Genomic DNA, 17,963 nt, shown 5'->3' on the forward strand with positions numbered 1-17,963 from the left:
TATTTAAACCCCTTCACAATACAGCGCTCTCCCTACCGAGTTTCGAGGGTAATCGGTAACTAGAGCCATGAATGACCCACAGCAGCCGCGGTTGACGCCGATTGATGAGTGGGAAGACGAAGCAGCAGCGATGCTTGACGGCGTCGAGTACGACACTGATCTGGGGCTACGGATGGCTCGGGATGCGATTCGTGTCTCGAACGGAGAACTGAGCGACGCCGAATTCCACGAGAAGTATCACGAGGAGCTACTGGCAGAGTTCGGTGAAGACGAGCGGCCGACCAAACCTGAGGGATTCGACGATGACTGACGACGACGGCGTTTACCGACGTGACGTACTGAAAGCCAGCGGAGCGGCTGCTGCCCTCGGTCTTGGCGGGGGCGAGTTCTTCCAGACGCTGGTCGAAAGCGGAGACGGAACCGGGCCGTCCAACCGTGACTCCGGTATCGAGAGCTACGTCGGGCAAAACGAGGTCATCCAGACCGTCTGCTCGCCGAACTGTCGCGGGAAGTGCCCCATCGACGTCCACGTCCGCGACGGCCAGGTGAAGAAGGTCGAGCCACATCCGCCGGAAGACGAGCAGTACAAGCGGGCCTGTGTGCTCGGCCTCTCACACACCCAGCGTGTGTACGACCCGACGAGACTGAAGTACCCGATGAAGCGCACAGACTGGTCGCCCGACGAGCCAAACCCCGACGGACGCGGCCCGGATGCCGAGTTCGAGCGCGTCTCCTGGGACGAGGCACTCGACCTCGTCGCCGACAAGATGCAGTCGCTGAAAGCAGCCCACGGCGCGGAGAGCGTCCTCTTCCACGCGGGGTCGGGGAACTACGGCCAGTCCAGCACGGCGTTCAATCGACTGGCCTCTCTGTTCGGTTCGACCCAGTCTGCCTGGGGCATCGACGCCAACGTCGGTCGCGGATTCAACCGGGTCACTGGGACCGGCTTTTTCCTTCCGTCGACGAACGAGGCCGAGGACTGGGAGAACGCGAACACCATCATCGTCTGGGGGTCGGACCTCTTCGCCAGCCAGTTCCAGATGGACGCCTCGAAGGTTCTCGACGCCGTCGAGAGCGGGGCGAAGCTCGTTGTGGTTGACCCGGTGTACACGACGACAGCGTCGAAAGCCGACCTGTGGCTCCCGGTCAAACCCGGGAAAGACGTGCATCTCGCCCTTGCGATGATGCACACTGTCTTCGAGGACGAGACGTACGACGAGGACTTCCTCCGGAAACGGACGACCGCGCCGGCGCTAATCCGCACGGACACCGGGGAGTTGCTCAAGGCGAGCGACGTCTTCGAAGACGGCGGCGAGAACCAGGTCGTCGCCGTCGAACAGGGCAGTACGACGCCGGTCGAACTCGAACCGGAGACCGGTGGCCCGTATGCGCTCTTTGGGGAGTACACCGTCGACGGCATCGAATGCGAGACGGCACTGACCAGACTCCGTGACCATGTGGCCGACTACGCGCCATCGAAAGTCGCGGCGAAGACCGGTGTCGACGCGGAAAACATCCGCACTGCAGTCCGATGGCTGGCGACTCGCGGCCCCGGTGGCATCGCCCCCAGCTACGCGATCGGGCGGTACAAACACGGGCACATCTTCGGCCAGACCTACGCGATGCTCATGGCACTGACCGGTGACTACGGTCGGCACGGAAACATCCACGCCCATCACTCCGGCGGGGCGACGCTCAGTACCGGTGGCTGGAGCGCGCCGGAGGACGCTGACCCCGGACCGTCGCTGTTCTTCCCCGAATACCCAGACGCGATACTCGACGGTGACCCGCACAAGGTCAGGGCCGTCTACTCGATCGAGTCGAACATGATGGGCAACCAGTTCCCGGACCGGCAGCGGTTCAGAGAGGCCATCAGGAGCCTTGAGATGTACGTGGTCGCGGATATGCACCACACGGATACGGTCCAGCACGCGGACATCATCCTCCCGGTTCCACACTGGTTCGAACAGGAGGATATCACGTCCAGCTGGGGGTCCCATCCACACATCAGCTACCGACACAAGGTACAGGAACCGCTGTGGGAGGCCAGAGACGACTACTACGCGATCCGCGGGCTCGCGGAGCGGCTCGGCTTTGGCGACCGGTTCCCGGAGACGAAACGCGAAATGCTCCGGGAACTCGCCGACCGAGACGACGATATCGACTTCGACACGCTGTTCGAGCAGGGAACACAGAAGAAAGAGAGCGTCCCCATCGTCAAGTACACCGATGCGTTCCCCACCGACACGGGGCGAATCAAGATGTACGACGACGACGCCCCGAGCGAGGAGGGCGTGACGTTCGACCTCCCGCGGCCACTCGAAGACCGGACAGCCGACGACTACGAGAAGGCCGACGAGTACCCGCTGATGTTCATGCAGAAGCACAGTCGGTTCCGCATCCACTCGCAGTACGAGATGCTGAACTGGGTGCGTGAGGTCAACCCCGAACCACAGCTGGACATCCATCCGTCGGATGCGAAGGCTCGCGGCATCGAGGACGGCGAGTACGTCCGGGTGCACAACGACCGCGGCGAGATGATCGTGAAGGCGAAGTACAACGAGGCGTTCCAGCCGGGGCTGGTAAACACTGACCAGGGATGGTGGTCACGCGACTACGTCGCGGGCCACCACAACGACCTCACGCACAACGAGGTCAGCGAGGTCGGCCAGACGATGGCGTTCTACGACGTCCGTGTCGAAGTCGAACCGGCCCCCGATGACGTCGATACGGACAAGTACGAAGCCGATAACCCGCGCGGGGCCGGTGCCGACGCACCGCGCGCAGGAGGTGACTAACAATGACGAACTACGGCCTAGTAATCGACCAGGAGCGGTGTATCGGCTGTCAGGCATGCGCAGTGTCGTGTAAACAGGAGAACAACGTCCCGATGGGGCAGTTCTGGAACCGCGTCCTGACGGAGGGCGGCGACAAGATTGACACCCCGTCCGGTGGCTATCCCGAAGACGGCGGCAGTGGCTCGCTGGACATGGAGTACCAGCCGACGGCGTGCCAACACTGCGAAAACGCGCCCTGTGTGAAGGTCTGTCCGGTCAACGCGACGTACACCCGGGACGACGGGATCGTCGAGATCGACTACGACAAGTGCATCGGCTGTCGCTACTGCATGGCGGCCTGCCCGTACAACGCACGGGTGTTCAACTGGGACGAACCCGAGCAGATGCCCGAGGAGGGGACGGGCGACGTTGCCGCCCGGCCACAGGGCGTCGTCGAGAAGTGTACGTTCTGTAGCCACCGCGTCGACGAGGGACTCGACCCGGCCTGTGTCGTCAACTGCCCGGCCGACGCACGCATCTTCGGCGACCTCGACGACGAGGGGAGTACCGTCTCGAAGTACATCAACGAGTACGAGACGGACCAGCTCCTCGAAGACCGCGGGACGAACCCGAAGACGCACTATCTCAGCGGCGAGATGAGTCCCGGCCGGCCGCAAACGTCGGATAAAATGGAGAGCGAACTCGACGATGTTTCTCCGTGGTCCGATGGAGCCGAGGACGTGCCGTCTGACGCCGACGGAAGCGACAGTAGCGACTCGGGTGGGAGCCCCCACTCCATCGAGGGTGATGCCGCTCCACACGTCCCGGCAGTGGGGTCCGGAGGTGATGACTGATGGCCGCTGACTCGTCACGGATCGCAATCCCGGCCTTCGGGACGAAAGGACGGCTGTGGCTCGGTCTGCTCGCAGCCCTCATGGTCGCTGGACTGGCAGCCTGGGGCTACCAACTCACCACGGGGCTGGTCGCCACGGGGATGCGCAACGTCTTCTCGTGGGGACTGTACATCATGATGTTCGTCCTGTTCGTCGGGCTGTCTGCCGGGGGACTCATCATCTCCAGTGCACCGAAGTTCTTCCATTCACACCGCTACGAGGGGTTCGCACGGCTCGGCGTGCTGGTCAGTCTCGCCTGTATCACCGTCGCGGGTCTGCTCATCCTCCCGGACATCGGTCGGCCCGAGCGACTCTACCAGTTTTTCACCTCGCCGGACTTCCGCTCGCCGATGGTGTGGGACTTCGGTATCGTCATCCTCTATGGCGTGCTAAACCTCTGGTATCTATGGCTGCTGACCCGCCGCGACCTGGCCGCGCGTGGGTCGCCACTGGCACTGGGTGTCGATGACACCGACGCTGGGCGCGAGCGTGACCGCACGCTCATGTTCTGGACCGCAGCACTCGCTCTCCCGACCGCGGTCGCACTCCACTCGGTGACCGGGTGGATTTTCGCGACGCAGATCGGTCGGGGCGACTGGTTCAGTCCCCTCGTCGCACCGGTGTTCATCGCCAAGGCGCTCGTCTCCGGGCTCGGGCTGTTGCTGGTCGTGTCGGTACTCGCAGATCGGCTCACGAACTACGAGGTCGACCGCGAGGAACTCACGAGTCTCGGGAAGATACTCGGCATCTTCCTCGCGCTTCACGTAGTGTACTTGCTCGCGGCCGAGCGACTGCCCCACGCCTGGGCGAACCACTTCGAGTTCTGGGCCATCACCAGTAGCTTCCTCATCGGCGAGTCCGTCTACTTCTGGCTCTGGACAGTCGTCGGCGGGGCGGTCCCGCTTGTCATGCTGATGATTCCGTCGCTCCGGAAGCGCGTGTCGGTCATCTTCACCGCGAGCCTCCTCGCGGTCTTCGGCACGATGTTCGAGGGGATTCGGCTGGTGTTCACGGGATACGAAGTCGCTAACATCGCCCTCCCACCGGGTATCTCGACCGGTGGTGAGTATGCCGGCATCACGACGGACATCTGGGCGACTGCGGGGGCCTACACCCCGACGCTGGTCGAAGTGGCTGTCACCCTCGGTATCGTCGCCTTCGGCGCACTCATCGTCACGCTCGGCCTGAAATACGTGCCGATTCAGCGAGTCGAGAGACCGGAGTCGTACGCGACTGACGGCGGTCGACAGGAGCGACAATGACCAGACAGACTGACGCTCCCGCCAAGCGTGAGCGGGCATCCGAGCGCGGCACAGACAGCGACGGATTCCGCTCGGATGTCGCGGCGACCTACGCCGTCCTCGCCGAATGCTGGCGGGAACCGACCGAACAGCTGGTCGAAGCCGTCGAGACCGGAGAGCTGGTCCCGGTGGTCGGCGACGTCGGATCGGTTGACCTTCGCCGTCTCAACGCCGAGTACACCCGGCTGTTCATCGGGCCGGACGGGCCACCGTGTCCACCCTACGAGAGCGTCTATCGCGACGGGGACGACCCGGACGAACTCGGCCCGGTCAAGGGGCCAGCCACGATGGCTGTCGTACGCTGGTACCGGGAGTTCGGCGTCCAGCCCGCGGCCGACCATCCGGACCTCCCGGACCACATTGCGACCGAACTGGAGTTCGCCGCCTATCTGGCAGAAGCGGGCTTCGACGAACGGCTTGCCCAGTTCCGTACGGAGCACCTCGATGCGTGGGCTGACGAGTTCCTCGGGCACGTCGAGGCAGAGACACGCGAAGCGTTCTACGCGTCACTGGCGGCGACGACCCGGGAGGTGCTCGGTCAGTAGGGGATCTGCGGGGCACTGATCGGGTTCGTCGCGGCGGCCGACTTCCCCTCACCCATTTTCGCGGTCAATACGCGTTCAGAGTCGTGTGCGCCGTCAGCGACCAGTATCGCGACGAGTACGAGAGACAGCTCTCACAGGCGGTCCCACAGTCGGTCACAGCGACGAAGCCCAGCGGATGCAGGGGAGCGGGGCATGACAGACGGGAACCCGGAGCTGCGGCGTGGTTCTACTGTGTGTCGCGTCGTTCCCACGCCTGGACCGTCGGGAGCGACCACCCGCGACCGATGCCCAGCCCTCGGGCCAACAGCACCGCGAGCGCGCACCCGGCCGATGCCGCACCGGCAGCCGCGCCCAGCTGTGCCAGCGCCCAGAAGGCGAGGCCGCCGATGACGGCACAGGACGCGTAGAAGTCCTCGCGGAGGATGAACGGCGTCCGGCCCAGCAGCAGGTCCGATATCGCCCCGCCGCCGGCCGCGTTGACCGTCGCCAGCGCGACGACGGCAAACACCGGAAGGCCGGCCTGATGGCCCAGCAGCGCTCCGGTGGTCGTGAACGCCGCCAGCCCGATGGCGTCGGCCGTCAGGACGACCGGATGCTGGTGGCCGTCGTCGAGGAAATGCACGAACAGAACAGCGGCGGTGACACCAAGGAGTGATAGGGCGACCTCGCCGGGCGACTGCAGGGAGTTCGGAACGCGGTTCAACAGCAGGTCCCGCGTCGTCCCGCCACCCAGTGCCGTCATCACGCCGACGACCGTGACGCCGAACACGTCGTAGCGCTCCTCGACAGCCTTCGCCGCGCCGACGAACGCGAACCCGACCAGCCCGATAGCGTTCATCACCGCAAACGGGTCGGTCACGCTCCCCCTCCGGCCCGCTGGGGCACGGCGCATGAGCGACCCCGAGCGAGTCGACCCGCTGTCACGAGTTTCGCGGTCATTATGCTACTACTACGGGTGCGGACAATTAGGCCTTTAGTCCTGCCCACGAGGTATGTCCCCGGCTATCACTGTCGACTGCCAGCGACCGTCCCTACGGCTTGACAGTCTCCAGCACCCAGTCGGACGGTGTCGCTCGGCGGACCTCGAACGGGTCGAAGGCTTCCCGCGGGGCCTCCGCGAGCCGGCCCAGGAACTGTCCGACCGGCGTCGGGTCGCGGTCGCTGACGAGGACGAACGACTCGCCGCTGTCCAGCGCGGTGAACTGCTCTCGAACCAGATCCTTGCGTTCCTGTGGCGGCAGGCCCCGGATATCGGCGGTCGGATCGACGCCCACCTCGCCGGCGGTGTCGAGGGCCGATTCCACGGCATCCCCCAAATCGCTGACCGCGCTGGGCACGTCGCCGGGCGCTGGCGTCCCCTGCAGGTCGTGCGAGAACGGGAGGTCGGCCAGCACCTCGGCATCGAGGTCCGAAAGCGCGTCGCCCGTGAACAGATCGTTCGGTTCGCCACAGCAGTCACAGACGTACTCTGCCATGTTGACGACGGTTCCCAGGACCGGCACGTCGTTGTCGCGGAACAGTTCGACCGTCCGGCTGGTGTCGCTGACGCTGGCGTGAAACGGCGTCGTCACGACGACTACGCCGTCGACGGGGACCTCCTGTAGCGTCGTCAGCACCACGTCACCGGTTCCGGGGGGCAGGTCAAGCACCAGTATCTCGTCGTTGCGCCATGCGGTGTTCTCGAAGAGGTCCTCAAGCGCGTCGTGGGCCATCGCCCCGCGCCAGGCCAGCGGCGCGCCGCTTTCCATCAGGCCGACGCTCATCACGTCCATGTCGCCCGCCCGGACCGGGAGCGGGTCGCCCTCCTCGCTGGAGTGGACCGGGCCGCTCACCTCCAGCAGTTCGGGGACGTTCGGCCCGTGGATGTCGGCGTCGAACAGCGCCACGTCGTTGTCGGCGGCCAGCGCACAGGCCAGGTGCGTGGCGACCGTGGACTTGCCGACGCCGCCTTTCGCACTGGCGACGGCGACGACGCGGTCGAAGGACTCGACACCGGCCTGCCCCTCGCTCGATGGCGTCGTCCGTTCGACGTGGACGCTGTCGACACCGTCCACGTCGTCGACCGCGTGGAGCATCGCTTGGACGACCTGTGTGCTCGTCTGCCCGTCCAGCGCGGTCAGGTCGGCTTCGATTGTCACGTCGCCGTCGGCCGCGTCGATGTTCTCGACGAAGCCCGCGTCGAACACGGAGAGGTCGGCGTTCGGGTCGCGCACGTCTCGCAGTGCGGCTTCGATGCGGTCGGTCAGTGTGGTGGGCGTTCCGTCAGTCATCGTCAGAGGTCGGGCATCCGATTGAGTCTGTCTTCACCGGGCAGCAGTCGGGCGTCGTTCTCCAGCGCACCACCGAACTGCCGCCGGAACCGTCCGGGGTCCACGTCGAGCGACCGCTCGGCGGTCTGGCGGACCACGGTGGCCGGGTCGTCGGTGAGTTCCTGCAGTCGCTCGCGGGCGCGGTCCTCGTCGACGCCGCCGAGCATGTGGGCGGCCCACTCGCGGACCCGCTCGCTGTTGTCGCGGCTCTGCTCCAGCAGCAAGTCGGCCATTTCCTCCCCACGGAGTTTGAATAGCGAGATGGCCGCGTTGCGCCGGACCGCGTGGTGGTCGTCGTCGATTGCGGCCGCGATATCGTCCTCGTGAGCCTCGCGGTCGACGTTGTCGAGCGTGACGACGGCTTCGGCCCGGACCCACGGGTCGGGGTCGTCGAGCAGTTCCACCGCCACCGCTGCGGCCCGCTCGCCGCCGTGGGCCGTCAGCGCCTCGACGGCGAACTGGCGCACGTCGCTGTCGTCGTCGGTCGTCGCAGCGCGGGCCAGTGCCGCCACGATTTCGTCGGTGGACGCGCGGTCTTTGAGTTCGAGCGCGGCGCGGCGGCGCTCGGTCTTTTCCCCGTGTTCGATGTCCGAGAGCAGCGACGCCACCGCGTCGTCCTCGACGGGTTCGGTGTCGCTGGCGGCCAGCTCTTCGGGTGTGGCCTCGCCGATGGTCACATCCTCGCGGGATACTTCGATGTCTTCGAGCGCTTCGATGTCGGTGTGCAGGCCCGGACTGCGCTCGGGGTCGAGTTGGGGGTCCGGGTCCTCTTCGAGGTGCTTCTCGAACTCGTCGTCGTCGTGACAGCCCGTCATCGCTGGCCCTCCTGTGCGGTGAGGACGGCGATGCCGAGCGCGAACGGGAGCGCACGCGGGAGCGACGCCGGGACGCCCGCGAACGCGACCAGCGCGACGCCGGCGAGCAGCGACCATCGCCGCGTTCGGCTAGCCGCGCTGGCCGCCGTCACCGCACCGGCAGCGGCCAGTGCAACGACCGGCAGGCTCGTGCCGACGACGCCGGTTCCTGTGAGCGTGACCGCGCCGGTGACGAACGGGACGGCCCGACCGACACCGAAGACGACGGCGAAGGCGGCGAGTCCGCCGAGTATCGCGCCCCAGTCTGCCGTTGATAGCGAGCGCCAGTCCGCCGCGGCGAACGCCGGCGTCGACGCGATGCCGAGCAGTGCCACGGTCGAGGCAACCGGACGGAGGTCCGTCCAGCCGCCGACGCCGCTGGCCAGCCCGATACTCAGCGCCGCGACGAGCAGGGCGACCGCGGCGGCCGAAACGAGGTCCAGCCGCCGACCCGAGACAGCAGCGACGGTCGCCGTCCCGAGGACGATTGCGGCGGCCGCCGGCAGTGCCGCCGCGCTACTGACCAGCGATAGCAGGCCGAACACGCCGACGAACAGCAGCCCGATGCCGGTGAGCGGGTCGGCGTCGGTGACGGCGACGGCGATAGCCGCGGCGGCGACGACGGCCGTGGACACGCCTGTCGCCAGGCCGGGCGAGACCGGAACGCCAGCGTATCCGGGCGCGTTGACGAACAGGACGGCGAGGTATCGAGCAGCGACCGCGACGGCCGCAGCGCCGACTGCCAGGTTCGCCAGCGAGTGGCTCCCGCCGTGCAGCAGCGGTCTGACTCGTTGTTGTAGCGCCGCCGTCATCGCTGGTCCTCCAGCCGTTCCGCGAGGTCGTTGCGGTCAGCGCGGACGAACGCCTCGAGCAGTTCGCCGAAGCCGCCGTAGATGTCGGTCCCGGGCTCGTCGGCCAGTCGGTCCGCGACGCCGGCCGCCGCGTGGCCGAGGTGGCGGTCGTGGAAGTCCAGCCGAGCGATTGCGGCGTCCTCGCCGACGGCGGCTTCACGGCGGGCCAGATAGCCCGCGAACTCCAGCTCGTAGGTCAGCGCGTCGTGGTTGTCCCGCTCGTCCTGGTCGATTTCGAGGCCGTAGTGGCTGTAGGCCCGCGAGAGGTCGAGGTTCACGTCGTTCCAGGAGTGGTCCGGCCGGTATTTGGACTCGTACAGCGGGACCGGCGGCCCCTCCGCCTCCAGCGAGCCGTCGGTCCGGTCCGTGTACTCGCTGTAACCGAGTTCGAAGATGTCATTGTAGCGGGCCGCGAGCGTCTCGTAGTCGTCGTCGGTGGTGAGCGACGGGACGGACACGGCAAGGCCCGTCCGGTCGAGACACGCTCGCAAATCGGCTTCCAGCGTCCCGTCGGCCGCCGCGCTGTGGAACGACTCCTCGGGGTACTCGAACGCCTTGGCGAGCGTGGCGTACACCGCACCCCGGGCGGCGGCGTCCTCGTCGAGGTCGTCCATGGGGTCGGTTGGCGTGGTCGCCATCACTCGGCCCCCCGCGTGCGGTAGATGCCGAAGCTGGTGACGCCGACGACGGCGACGATGGCGATGCCGGCGACGGTCCACAGCAGCGTCTCGTAGGGCGGGCCCTGCGGGCCGCCGCTGAACGGGTAGTAGTGCCACTCGCTGACCGCTTTCTGGCCGGACCGCTCGCCGTTAGAGCCGTTCCAGACGGCGAAGGCCACGTCGAGGTCGCCGTCGGTCCGCAGGTCGGTCCGGTTCTCGCTCGGCGCGTCAAGCTGGCGCGAGTACACCACCGTCCAGGTGGCGTTGCCGCCGGTGCCGCTGTGACTCGCGTTCGCCTGGACGGTCGGGTTCTCGAACGGCGTGGTCGAGCCAGCGCCGCCGGCCAGCAGTTCCTGGGTTCCGGTCGCTCCGCTCCAGTACCAGACGTTGACCCGGTTGTCCGGGCCGCCCATCGCTATCGGCGGCCGGGAGCTCGTGTTCGTCGGGAACTGGACCGCGACCGCGTCGGCGAACTCACGCGTGGCGCTAGCGTTCATGTCCTGTGTCGCGTCGTGCCACTCCAGCCGGACGTACAGTCGCTCATCAGTGCGAGCCGCCTGCACGTCGACTGTCTCGACGGACGTGTCGTCGGCGTTCGGGACGCTACTCGGGGCGCTCGCAAGCGGTACGTCCGAGGCCGGGACTTCTTCCCAGCCGTCGGCGTTCGGTTCGGCGAGGTCGGCCGTCGATACCTCGGAAACCGGGATTTCGTGTGCTGGCCGGGCGCTCACCATCGGCGCGGCCACCGTCGAGACGACGATGAGCCCCGCCAGCACCACCGTGAGTGTGAGCGTGCGTCGGTGGTCAGCCATCGTTGACCACCCCCTGAGCACGCTCCGGAGCGGCCAACTGGGGCCGCTCGCGGGCATCGCCCGCTCGCGTTTCCGAGCCGCGTAGCGGCTCGCTACTCATCTTCGAACACCTCCAGTCGGTACTGTTTGGCCGGGTTCTTGTCCTGAAGCAGTTCCATGAGCTCGCTGTCACCACCCTGTCGGACGCGCTGCCGGTGTGCGTCGATAGTGTCCAGCGCCTCGTCGACGCCGTCGCCGAACAGCTCTCGGAGGTACTGGCGTGGGATACGGTCGATGTCAACAGTCTCCCCGTCCTCCGTGTGCTGCCCGGGGGCAAAGGGCGGGATGTAGTAGACGTTCGGCTGCGTGCGGAACTCCGGATGGAGCGGGAGGGCCACTTCGTACTCATTGACGAGCTTGTGGATCGGTCCCTCCTCGTCGTCGAGGAAGCCGACCAGCCGGAGCTGGGGCGGGCACTCCTCGGCACAGGCCGGGGCGAACGTCTCCCCGTCGGGGCCTTCGCCTTCGATGCGGGGGTAACAGAAGATGCACTTCTCGGATTTCTTCGAGACAGTGTTGTAGTACACCTTCTTGTACGGACACCCCTCGACGCAGTAGCGGTAGCCCCGACAGCGCTCCTGGTCGACGAGGACGATGCCGTCCTCCTGGCGCTTGTACAGCGCCGAGCGTGGGCAGGCCTCGACACAGGAGGGGTGGGTGCAGTGGTTGCAGATGCGCGGGAGGTAGAAGTAGTAGCTGTTGGGGTACTCGCCGGCCCCCTGGTCCTCGTCCCAGTTCGGTCCCCACTCCGCGCCGTCGCGGGGCCGCAGCGGCTCGTCGCTGCCCTCGTACATGATCTCCTCGTGGTTGAATTCCCAGGCGCGGCCGTAGTCCTCTTCGTCGGGAATCTCGCCGGGCTGGCGTTCCTTGTGCTCGCCGGATTTCCATCCGCCGCCGGAGTCCTCCCAGCCGCGGGGGTAGCCCTCGCCGGGCTTGGTCTCGACGTTGTTCCAGTACATGTACTCGCTGCCGCCGTCCTCCGTCCAGAGGTTCTTGCAGGCGATGGTACACGTCTGGCAGCCGATGCACTTGTTCAGGTCCATCACCATTGCGACCTGGTGGTCGACGCCGTCAGCGACGTTGACCAGCGTGTCCTCTTCGCCTTGGTCGTCCTGTTGGTCGGTACTCATTCGGTGTCACCTCCGCTCGGTCGGACATCGACACGCACGTCGCTGTTGACCCCGGTCGGCCCCCAGTAGTTCGGGAAGAAGTGCAGGTGTTCCCCGGTGTCTTCCGGGTACTGGACCAACTGCGTCGGCTTCATGTACATCGGGACGAGCGTGTTGAAGTTGTCCCGGTCGGGGTACTGGAACTTCTCCCAGGAGAAGAAGTGCCGGACGGTCCCCGGTTCGCTGGAGGGGTAGATCTTCGCTTGCACCTCTACCGCGCCAAGGTCGTTGTACACCTCCACGGTGTCGCCGTCCTCGATGCCCCGCTCTTCGGCGTCCTCGGGGTTGATGTACACCACCGGCTCCCCCCGCTGGAGCCTGAGCATCTTGGGGTCGTCGCGCCACGTCGAGTGGATGGACCAGCGACCGTGAGGCGTGTTGTACGACAGCGGGTAGTCCCCGCCAGTGTTCTCCGGCCCCTCCTTGTGGGTCGGGAGTTCCTCGCCGAGTTCGAGATACCAGTCGTGGTCGATGTAGTACTGCTGGCGGCCGGTGAAGGTCGGCCAGGGGTTCTTGTCGTGGACGTAGTCCTGCCACGGGACGTAGGCCTCGCCGTCCTTGATGTCCGAACTCCAGTGGTCGCCGGCTTCGAGGAACCGCTGTGGTTGCTCGTCGATGTCGTCGAAGGTTATCTGCTCGTCGCTACCCTCGGGGTTGGTCTCCTCGGAGTGTTCGAGGATGAACTCCGCCGCGGCTTTGTCTTCGACGAGCCCTTCTTCCTCGCCGGTCTCCCAGTCGCGGACGTAGTCGTCGTAGATGGTCGTGAGATCGATGGTCCGGTCGAACTTGCGGTCCTCGATCGGCTCGACACCGCGTTCCTGGGCGCGCTCTTGTATCTTCTCGGCGAGCAGGCGGAATATCTCCCAGTCGGTCTTGGCCTCGCCGAGCGGTTCGACGGCCGGCGTGAACGGGTGCACGTAGGTGTGCATGTCCGTCTCCGAGAGATCGTACTTCTCGTAGTGGCTGGCCGCCGGCAGGACGATGTCGGAGTACATCGCCGTCGAGTCCATCCGGAAGTTGATGTCGACGACGAGATCGAGTTTGGGCCAGAGCTGTTCTTCGAGGGCGACGTTGCCCTTGGCCTGGTTGAAGTAGTTCCCGCGCCAGACGAACATCGTGGACGGGTCCGGTCGGTTCCCGTCCTCGCGCTCCTCGGGGTAGACCGGCATCCATCCCTTGTCGATGGACTCGCGTATCTTCTCGGCGGTGTCCGGATCAGTGTTGTCGAGGATGCCCGCGTGGAAGTAGGTCCACAGCGTCGTCGGGACGCCGCGGACGTTCCCGGTCGGGAACGAGAGCACCTTCCAGCCGTGGAACGACCAGATCTTCTCCTGACCCACGTAGTGGTCCAGCCCGGTGCCGGGGTCGCCGAGGTTGCCCGTCAGCGTCACGAGCAGCTGGATGGCGCGGTTACCCAGGTCGTTGTGGTACCAGTCGTTGACGCCCTTGCCGTGGATAATTTTCGCGGCGTCGGCCTCGGCGAACTCGCGGGCGACCCGCTGGTAGGTGTTCGTACCAACGCCGGTCTCTTCGTGGACAACGTCCGGCGTATACTGGCTGAGTTCGTCACTGAGGTTCTCCCACACCGACCGGACCGCGACGCTGCCCTCGTCGGTGTCGACGCTGCGCTCGACCGACAGTTGCGGGTCGAAGTCGAGTTCGATACTTAACGAGTAGTCCTTCTGGCCGTCCCGCTCGCCGAGCGAACCGGGCGCACGACGGAGGTTGCCGTCGGCGTCGACCATGACGAACACCTTGTCTGGGTCGTCGGCGTCCTCGGCGAGGCCGACCTCGCTCGCCCGGAGGAACTTCCCGGTGTCCTCCCGGACGAGCAGCGGCATGTCGGTCTGCTCTTTGAGGTGTTCCTCGTCGTGTAGCCCCTCGTCGACGATGGTCTGGGCCATGCCCAGCGCGAGCGCGGTGTCGCTGCCGCCGTGGGGAGAGAGCCACTCGTCGGTGTGGATGGCCGTCTGGGAGTAGTCGGTGAAGATGCCGACCCGCTTCGCGCCCTCGTAGCCGGCGTCGAGGAAGTACTTCGCGTCGGGGATGCGCGTGACGTTGATGTTCGACCCCCAGGCGATGATGTAGTCAGAGTTGTGCCAGTCGGCGGATTCGGCGTTGTCCGTCTGGGTGCCCCAGGTGATCGGCTGTCCCGGGGGGAGGTCCGAGTACCAGTCGTAGAAGCTGTGCGAGACGCCGCCCAGCAGATTGACGAGCCGGCTTCCGCTGGCGAAAGACACCGGGGACATCGCCGGAATGGGCGTGAACCCCGATATCGCGTCGTACCGGCCCGCCTGCACCTCGTCGATGACGTGGTCGGCGATCTCTGTCAGCGCCTCGTCCCAGCTAATCCGCTCCCACTGACCCTCGCCGCGCTCGCCGGTCCGGCGCAGTGGGTGGAGCACGCGCTGGTCGGCGTTGACGTAGTCCGTGTAACAGGCCCCTTTCTGGCACCCGCGCGGGTTCGGGTCGGGGAGGCTCTCGTCGAACGTCGGGTAGTCGCCGGCCTGTTCCTCGCGCCAGACCTGGCCGTCCTTGACGTAGACGTTCCACGAGCACGAGCCGGTGCAGTTGACGCTGTGGGTCGAGCGGGCGACGGAGTCCCAGTCCCACTCATCGCGGTAGAGGTCCTCCCAGTCCCGATAAGGGTAGTTCCCGATGGGGTCGTCGACCGCTTCGAGGCCGTCCATGCCGTCGTCGGCGAACGACAGCCCCGTCGCACCCAGTAGCGACGCGGCTCCGAGACCGCGCACGAAGTCGCGGCGACTGATTCCCGCACTGTCCGTTTCGTCGTCGGTCAGGTCGTTTCTACTCATTGGTGATGAACACTGTCGCAGTCGCGCAGGCAGCCCCGACGATAGCCAGCGCGATGCCGGTCGGCGTGCTGCCGCCGACTTCGAGGCCGGCGGCGACCAGTACGAGGCCGACCAGCTTGCTCGTCGTATCCAGCAGGCGATACTGCCGCTCAGTCAGTTTGATGCTCGCAGTCATCCGTTCTCCTCCGATTCGGTGCTAGCCGTTCTCTCGTCTACTGCACCACCGTCAGCGGCTACGTCGCCCTCCTGTGACGGCGTGGGCTCGCCGTCCCGCAACAGCAGGTACGTGATGCCGCCGAAGACGGGTGGGACGACGAGCAGCGCCGCCGTCAGGATGGGGTTGACCACGTTCGTCGTCGTTCCGAGCACCTGGTCCGCGAGGATGTTGTTCATCCCCGCAATCGAGGCAATCATGATGAACGCGACGGCGGCCACGCCAACACCGGTCTGCCAGGCCCGGTCCAGCGGGTCCGCGGTGAAGTGGGTCGGCTCCGTCCGGTCGATGAACGGCCAGAGGGCGACCGCGGCAAACACCAGCCCCGGGAGGACGATGCCGCCGATGAACTCCCCGTTGATGTGGGCCGGGCCGACGTTGAAGCTGATCTGTGGCAGGAGCTTCAGGAAGCCGTACACCCACATCAGGAACCAGTCCGGCATGATGAGTTCCGGCGTGGCCGCGGGGTCGTTCGGGCCGTACTCAGCGACGTTGTGGACCGGGAGCAGGCCCGCAAGTGCCGACAGCGTCGCCGCGGTGACGAAGAACACCACCGCGGAGACGGCGGCCTGATTCGGGAACGCGGGCAGGCCGATGATGATGTCGTCGTCGTCCTCGTCGACAGTCTGGCGACCGGCCGTCACGTTGCCGTCCCGCGGGGCCTCGGTGTGTTTCTGTCTGATGAGGATGGCCATGTGGACGGCCAGGCCCACGGCGATGGCCGCCGGTATCACGAGGACGTGCAGGAAGTACAGCCGCGGGATGGTGGCACTGGAGGGGAACTCACCCCCGAACACCACCTGGCCGAGGAAATCACCTAACAGGGGGATTGATATCGTGAGGTTGTAACCGATACTCGTCGCTGTGGCAGCGAACTCGTCGAACGGTAAGGCGTACCCGGTGTACGCCGCGCCCATCGAGAGGGCCGCCAGGCCGGTGCCGACGACCCAGTTTGGCTCCCGCGGGTTGCGGTACGCACCGGTGAAGAACACCCGTAACATGTGCAACCCGATGGAGGCGACAAAGAGGTGGGCCGCCCAGTGGTGGAGCCGGCGGATGAACATCCCGAAGGGCACGTCATAGGTGATGTGCAACACCGAGACGAACGCTTCGGGCATCTCCTCGCCCTGGAACTTCTGGACGCTGCCGTCGTACTCCACGTCGGAGGTCGAGGGCTCGAAAAAGAACCCGAGGAAGACCCCCGACAGGATCAGGAGGAGGAAACAGAACAGCGCCACCTCGCCCAGCAGGAACGAGTCCTCGGCCGGGAACGCCTTGCCGAGGAACGTCTGGCCGTTCTCCAGGTCGAGGCGCGTGTCGAACCAGTCGTAGACGGCTTTGGCGCGGGACATTATCCACCTCCGGGGCCGACTGGCCCCTCAAAGTCACCGGTGGCGACGAGGAATCCGTCGCTGGTCATCGTAATCGGGAGCTGTGGGAGCGGTCGTCCCGGCGGGCCGCCGCTGACCGCCGCCCCTTCCAAGACGTTGAATTTCCCGAAGTGGCAGGGACAGACGACCAGGTCCTCCTCCCGGTCCGACACCATACAGCCGGCGTGGGTACACACTTTCGAGAAGGCAGCGTACCCGCTGACGGTGAACCCTTCTGCGATGTCGCTGCCGTAGTCGGACTCGGCGTAGCGTACCAGTAGCGTCGGGGCATCCTCGATGCCGGGCCGGGGCTCCGGGAAGACCGTTATGTGTTCGCCTTCGGAGAGTCGCTCCTCGGTGATGCGCTCGCCCTCGCTGTCGACGAGGTGGATGCCGTCGGAGTACACCGGTCCCTTGTACCCCCGCTCGAACACCTGCGTGGTGCTGGCAAGCGGCGCGGTGAGGCTGGCGACGGCAGTCAGGCCGCCGACGGTCGCGAGGAACTTCGCGAAGTCCCTGCGGCGGAGTTCCGCGCGGGCGTCCCCGTACAGCGTCGGGGACGTACCGGTGGCCCCCTCACACGAGCAGTCATCGCCCTGTTCCTCGTCGTCGTCATCGGGTTTCGGATAGTCTATCATTCGTGCCCCCTGATCTCGGCGACTTCGACGTGTGGCATGAACCAGGCGTAGTACGCGACCGTCGAGAGCGCGAGCGAGAGGAACATCCCGGTCGCGTACAGCCCGAAGTACTGGGTGCGGGCGAGCGTGAGGTACTCGCCGGTGAACAGCGCCGCGAAGACGATAGACAGGACCGTCAGCCCGCTCATGGCGACGAGTCCCTCTATGGCGTCCGAGGCGTCGTGGTACTCGACGACCCAGCGGTGCTCCGTGTTGAGCCACGGTAACGAGACGGTCCCGCCGTCGGTGACCGGCTCGGCGTCGTCAGGCGGCCGGACCGCCCTGTTCATGAACTGGTGGGCGGCCGTCAGCACGCCCACGAGACCGAACAGGGCGACCCAGACGACGACACCGACCTGGCTCGGTGACAGCTTGTTCGGCGTCTCTACTGGGCTTTCGAGCGGCCGGATGTCGCTGACGCTCTCGTCGATAGCGATTTCTTCCGACGGTGGCTCGCCGTGTAAAGCGACGTACCACATCGGCAGCAACACCGCTGTTATCAACAGACCGATGAGTATCGTGTTGCGTCTCATAATCTTGTGTTATCTCGGTTCGCCAGCGATTCGAACGGCTGCGCTGTGTCGCTGTGTTCGGGGTTTGTCCCAGAACCCGGATGAACTGCCAGCCCGACATCTTAGGCCCATTATATGGCGGTTTTTTATACGAACATGTTCGCC

General features: G+C 66.1%; 17 protein-coding genes. 5 read left to right on the plus strand and 12 right to left on the minus strand.

The genetic code is table 11. From position 1 onward, the window contains the following. The first annotated feature begins 67 nt into the window (after positions 1 to 67). The 5 genes from Har1131_RS08760 to Har1131_RS08780 are packed head-to-tail and all read left to right on the plus strand — an operon-like array spanning position 68 to position 5,516. Positions 68 to 310 carry a 4Fe-4S ferredoxin N-terminal domain-containing protein gene (locus Har1131_RS08760; protein ID WP_008308761.1) on the plus strand — a complete coding sequence of 81 codons (243 nt, stop codon included), beginning with the start codon at positions 68 to 70 and terminating at the stop codon, positions 308 to 310. Further along, positions 303 to 2,798, plus strand: coding sequence for a molybdopterin-dependent oxidoreductase (locus Har1131_RS08765; protein WP_050038205.1), 2,496 nt, complete (start codon positions 303 to 305; stop codon positions 2,796 to 2,798). The genes Har1131_RS08760 and Har1131_RS08765 overlap by 8 nt, the downstream gene beginning before the upstream one ends. Positions 2,799 to 2,800: 2 nt before the next feature. Next, the gene (gene dsrO / locus Har1131_RS08770; RefSeq protein ID WP_014040609.1) at positions 2,801 to 3,631 is read left to right on the plus strand and encodes a sulfate reduction electron transfer complex DsrMKJOP subunit DsrO; all 831 of its coding nucleotides are present in this window, start codon (positions 2,801 to 2,803) and stop codon (positions 3,629 to 3,631) included. After that, positions 3,631 to 4,932: an NrfD/PsrC family molybdoenzyme membrane anchor subunit gene (gene nrfD / locus Har1131_RS08775; protein WP_151145946.1), complete on the plus strand. Its 1,302-nt coding sequence runs from the start codon at positions 3,631 to 3,633 to the stop codon at positions 4,930 to 4,932. The genes dsrO and nrfD overlap by 1 nt, the downstream gene beginning before the upstream one ends. Next, positions 4,929 to 5,516: a molecular chaperone gene (locus tag Har1131_RS08780; protein ID WP_014040607.1), complete on the plus strand. Its 588-nt coding sequence runs from the start codon at positions 4,929 to 4,931 to the stop codon at positions 5,514 to 5,516. Before nrfD ends, Har1131_RS08780 begins: the two co-directional genes overlap by 4 nt. Before the next feature lie 226 nt (positions 5,517 to 5,742). On the opposite strand, the gene Har1131_RS08785 is transcribed toward Har1131_RS08780, so the two are convergent. The 12 genes from Har1131_RS08785 to Har1131_RS08840 form a co-directional block, all read right to left on the minus strand. After that, complete coding sequence (locus tag Har1131_RS08785) at positions 5,743 to 6,375, minus strand: trimeric intracellular cation channel family protein (RefSeq protein WP_014040606.1); 633 nt, start codon at positions 6,373 to 6,375, stop codon at positions 5,743 to 5,745. Between the two features lie 172 nt (positions 6,376 to 6,547). After that, positions 6,548 to 7,786, minus strand: coding sequence for a P-loop NTPase (locus Har1131_RS08790; RefSeq protein ID WP_151145949.1), 1,239 nt, complete (start codon positions 7,784 to 7,786; stop codon positions 6,548 to 6,550). 2 nt (positions 7,787 to 7,788) lie between these two features. Then, positions 7,789 to 8,640: a HEAT repeat domain-containing protein gene (locus Har1131_RS08795; protein ID WP_151145952.1), complete on the minus strand. Its 852-nt coding sequence runs from the start codon at positions 8,638 to 8,640 to the stop codon at positions 7,789 to 7,791. Continuing rightward, positions 8,637 to 9,491: a phosphate ABC transporter permease gene (locus Har1131_RS08800; protein ID WP_151145955.1), complete on the minus strand. Its 855-nt coding sequence runs from the start codon at positions 9,489 to 9,491 to the stop codon at positions 8,637 to 8,639. The genes Har1131_RS08795 and Har1131_RS08800 overlap by 4 nt, the downstream gene beginning before the upstream one ends. Next, a complete protein-coding gene (locus Har1131_RS08805; RefSeq protein ID WP_146418067.1) occupies positions 9,488 to 10,168 on the minus strand; it encodes a molecular chaperone TorD family protein in 681 nt (226 codons plus the stop codon). The genes Har1131_RS08800 and Har1131_RS08805 overlap by 4 nt, the downstream gene beginning before the upstream one ends. Further along, positions 10,168 to 11,001 (minus strand): ethylbenzene dehydrogenase-related protein, encoded by an 834-nt coding sequence (locus Har1131_RS08810; protein WP_151103485.1) that lies wholly within the window; start codon positions 10,999 to 11,001, stop codon positions 10,168 to 10,170. The genes Har1131_RS08805 and Har1131_RS08810 overlap by 1 nt, the downstream gene beginning before the upstream one ends. 92 nt (positions 11,002 to 11,093) lie before the next feature. Beyond that, complete coding sequence (locus Har1131_RS08815) at positions 11,094 to 12,170, minus strand: 4Fe-4S dicluster domain-containing protein (protein WP_151145958.1); 1,077 nt, start codon at positions 12,168 to 12,170, stop codon at positions 11,094 to 11,096. Further along, positions 12,167 to 15,025, minus strand: coding sequence for a molybdopterin-dependent oxidoreductase (locus Har1131_RS08820; RefSeq protein ID WP_151145961.1), 2,859 nt, complete (start codon positions 15,023 to 15,025; stop codon positions 12,167 to 12,169). Before Har1131_RS08820 ends, Har1131_RS08815 begins: the two co-directional genes overlap by 4 nt. Further along, positions 15,018 to 15,200 carry a hypothetical protein gene (locus Har1131_RS08825; protein ID WP_050007409.1) on the minus strand — a complete coding sequence of 61 codons (183 nt, stop codon included), beginning with the start codon at positions 15,198 to 15,200 and terminating at the stop codon, positions 15,018 to 15,020. Before Har1131_RS08825 ends, Har1131_RS08820 begins: the two co-directional genes overlap by 8 nt. Continuing rightward, the gene (locus tag Har1131_RS08830; RefSeq protein ID WP_151145964.1) at positions 15,197 to 16,591 is read right to left on the minus strand and encodes a cytochrome bc complex cytochrome b subunit; all 1,395 of its coding nucleotides are present in this window, start codon (positions 16,589 to 16,591) and stop codon (positions 15,197 to 15,199) included. The genes Har1131_RS08825 and Har1131_RS08830 overlap by 4 nt, the downstream gene beginning before the upstream one ends. Continuing rightward, complete coding sequence (locus Har1131_RS08835; protein ID WP_151145967.1) at positions 16,591 to 17,247, minus strand: ubiquinol-cytochrome c reductase iron-sulfur subunit; 657 nt, start codon at positions 17,245 to 17,247, stop codon at positions 16,591 to 16,593. Before Har1131_RS08835 ends, Har1131_RS08830 begins: the two co-directional genes overlap by 1 nt. Further along, a complete protein-coding gene (locus Har1131_RS08840; RefSeq protein WP_007190101.1) occupies positions 17,244 to 17,819 on the minus strand; it encodes a hypothetical protein in 576 nt (191 codons plus the stop codon). The genes Har1131_RS08835 and Har1131_RS08840 overlap by 4 nt, the downstream gene beginning before the upstream one ends. Positions 17,820 to 17,963 lie beyond the last annotated feature (144 nt).

The sequence above is a fragment of the Haloarcula sp. CBA1131 genome (assembly GCF_008728975.1).
In the GTDB taxonomy this organism is placed as follows: Archaea; Halobacteriota; Halobacteria; order Halobacteriales; family Haloarculaceae; genus Haloarcula; species Haloarcula hispanica.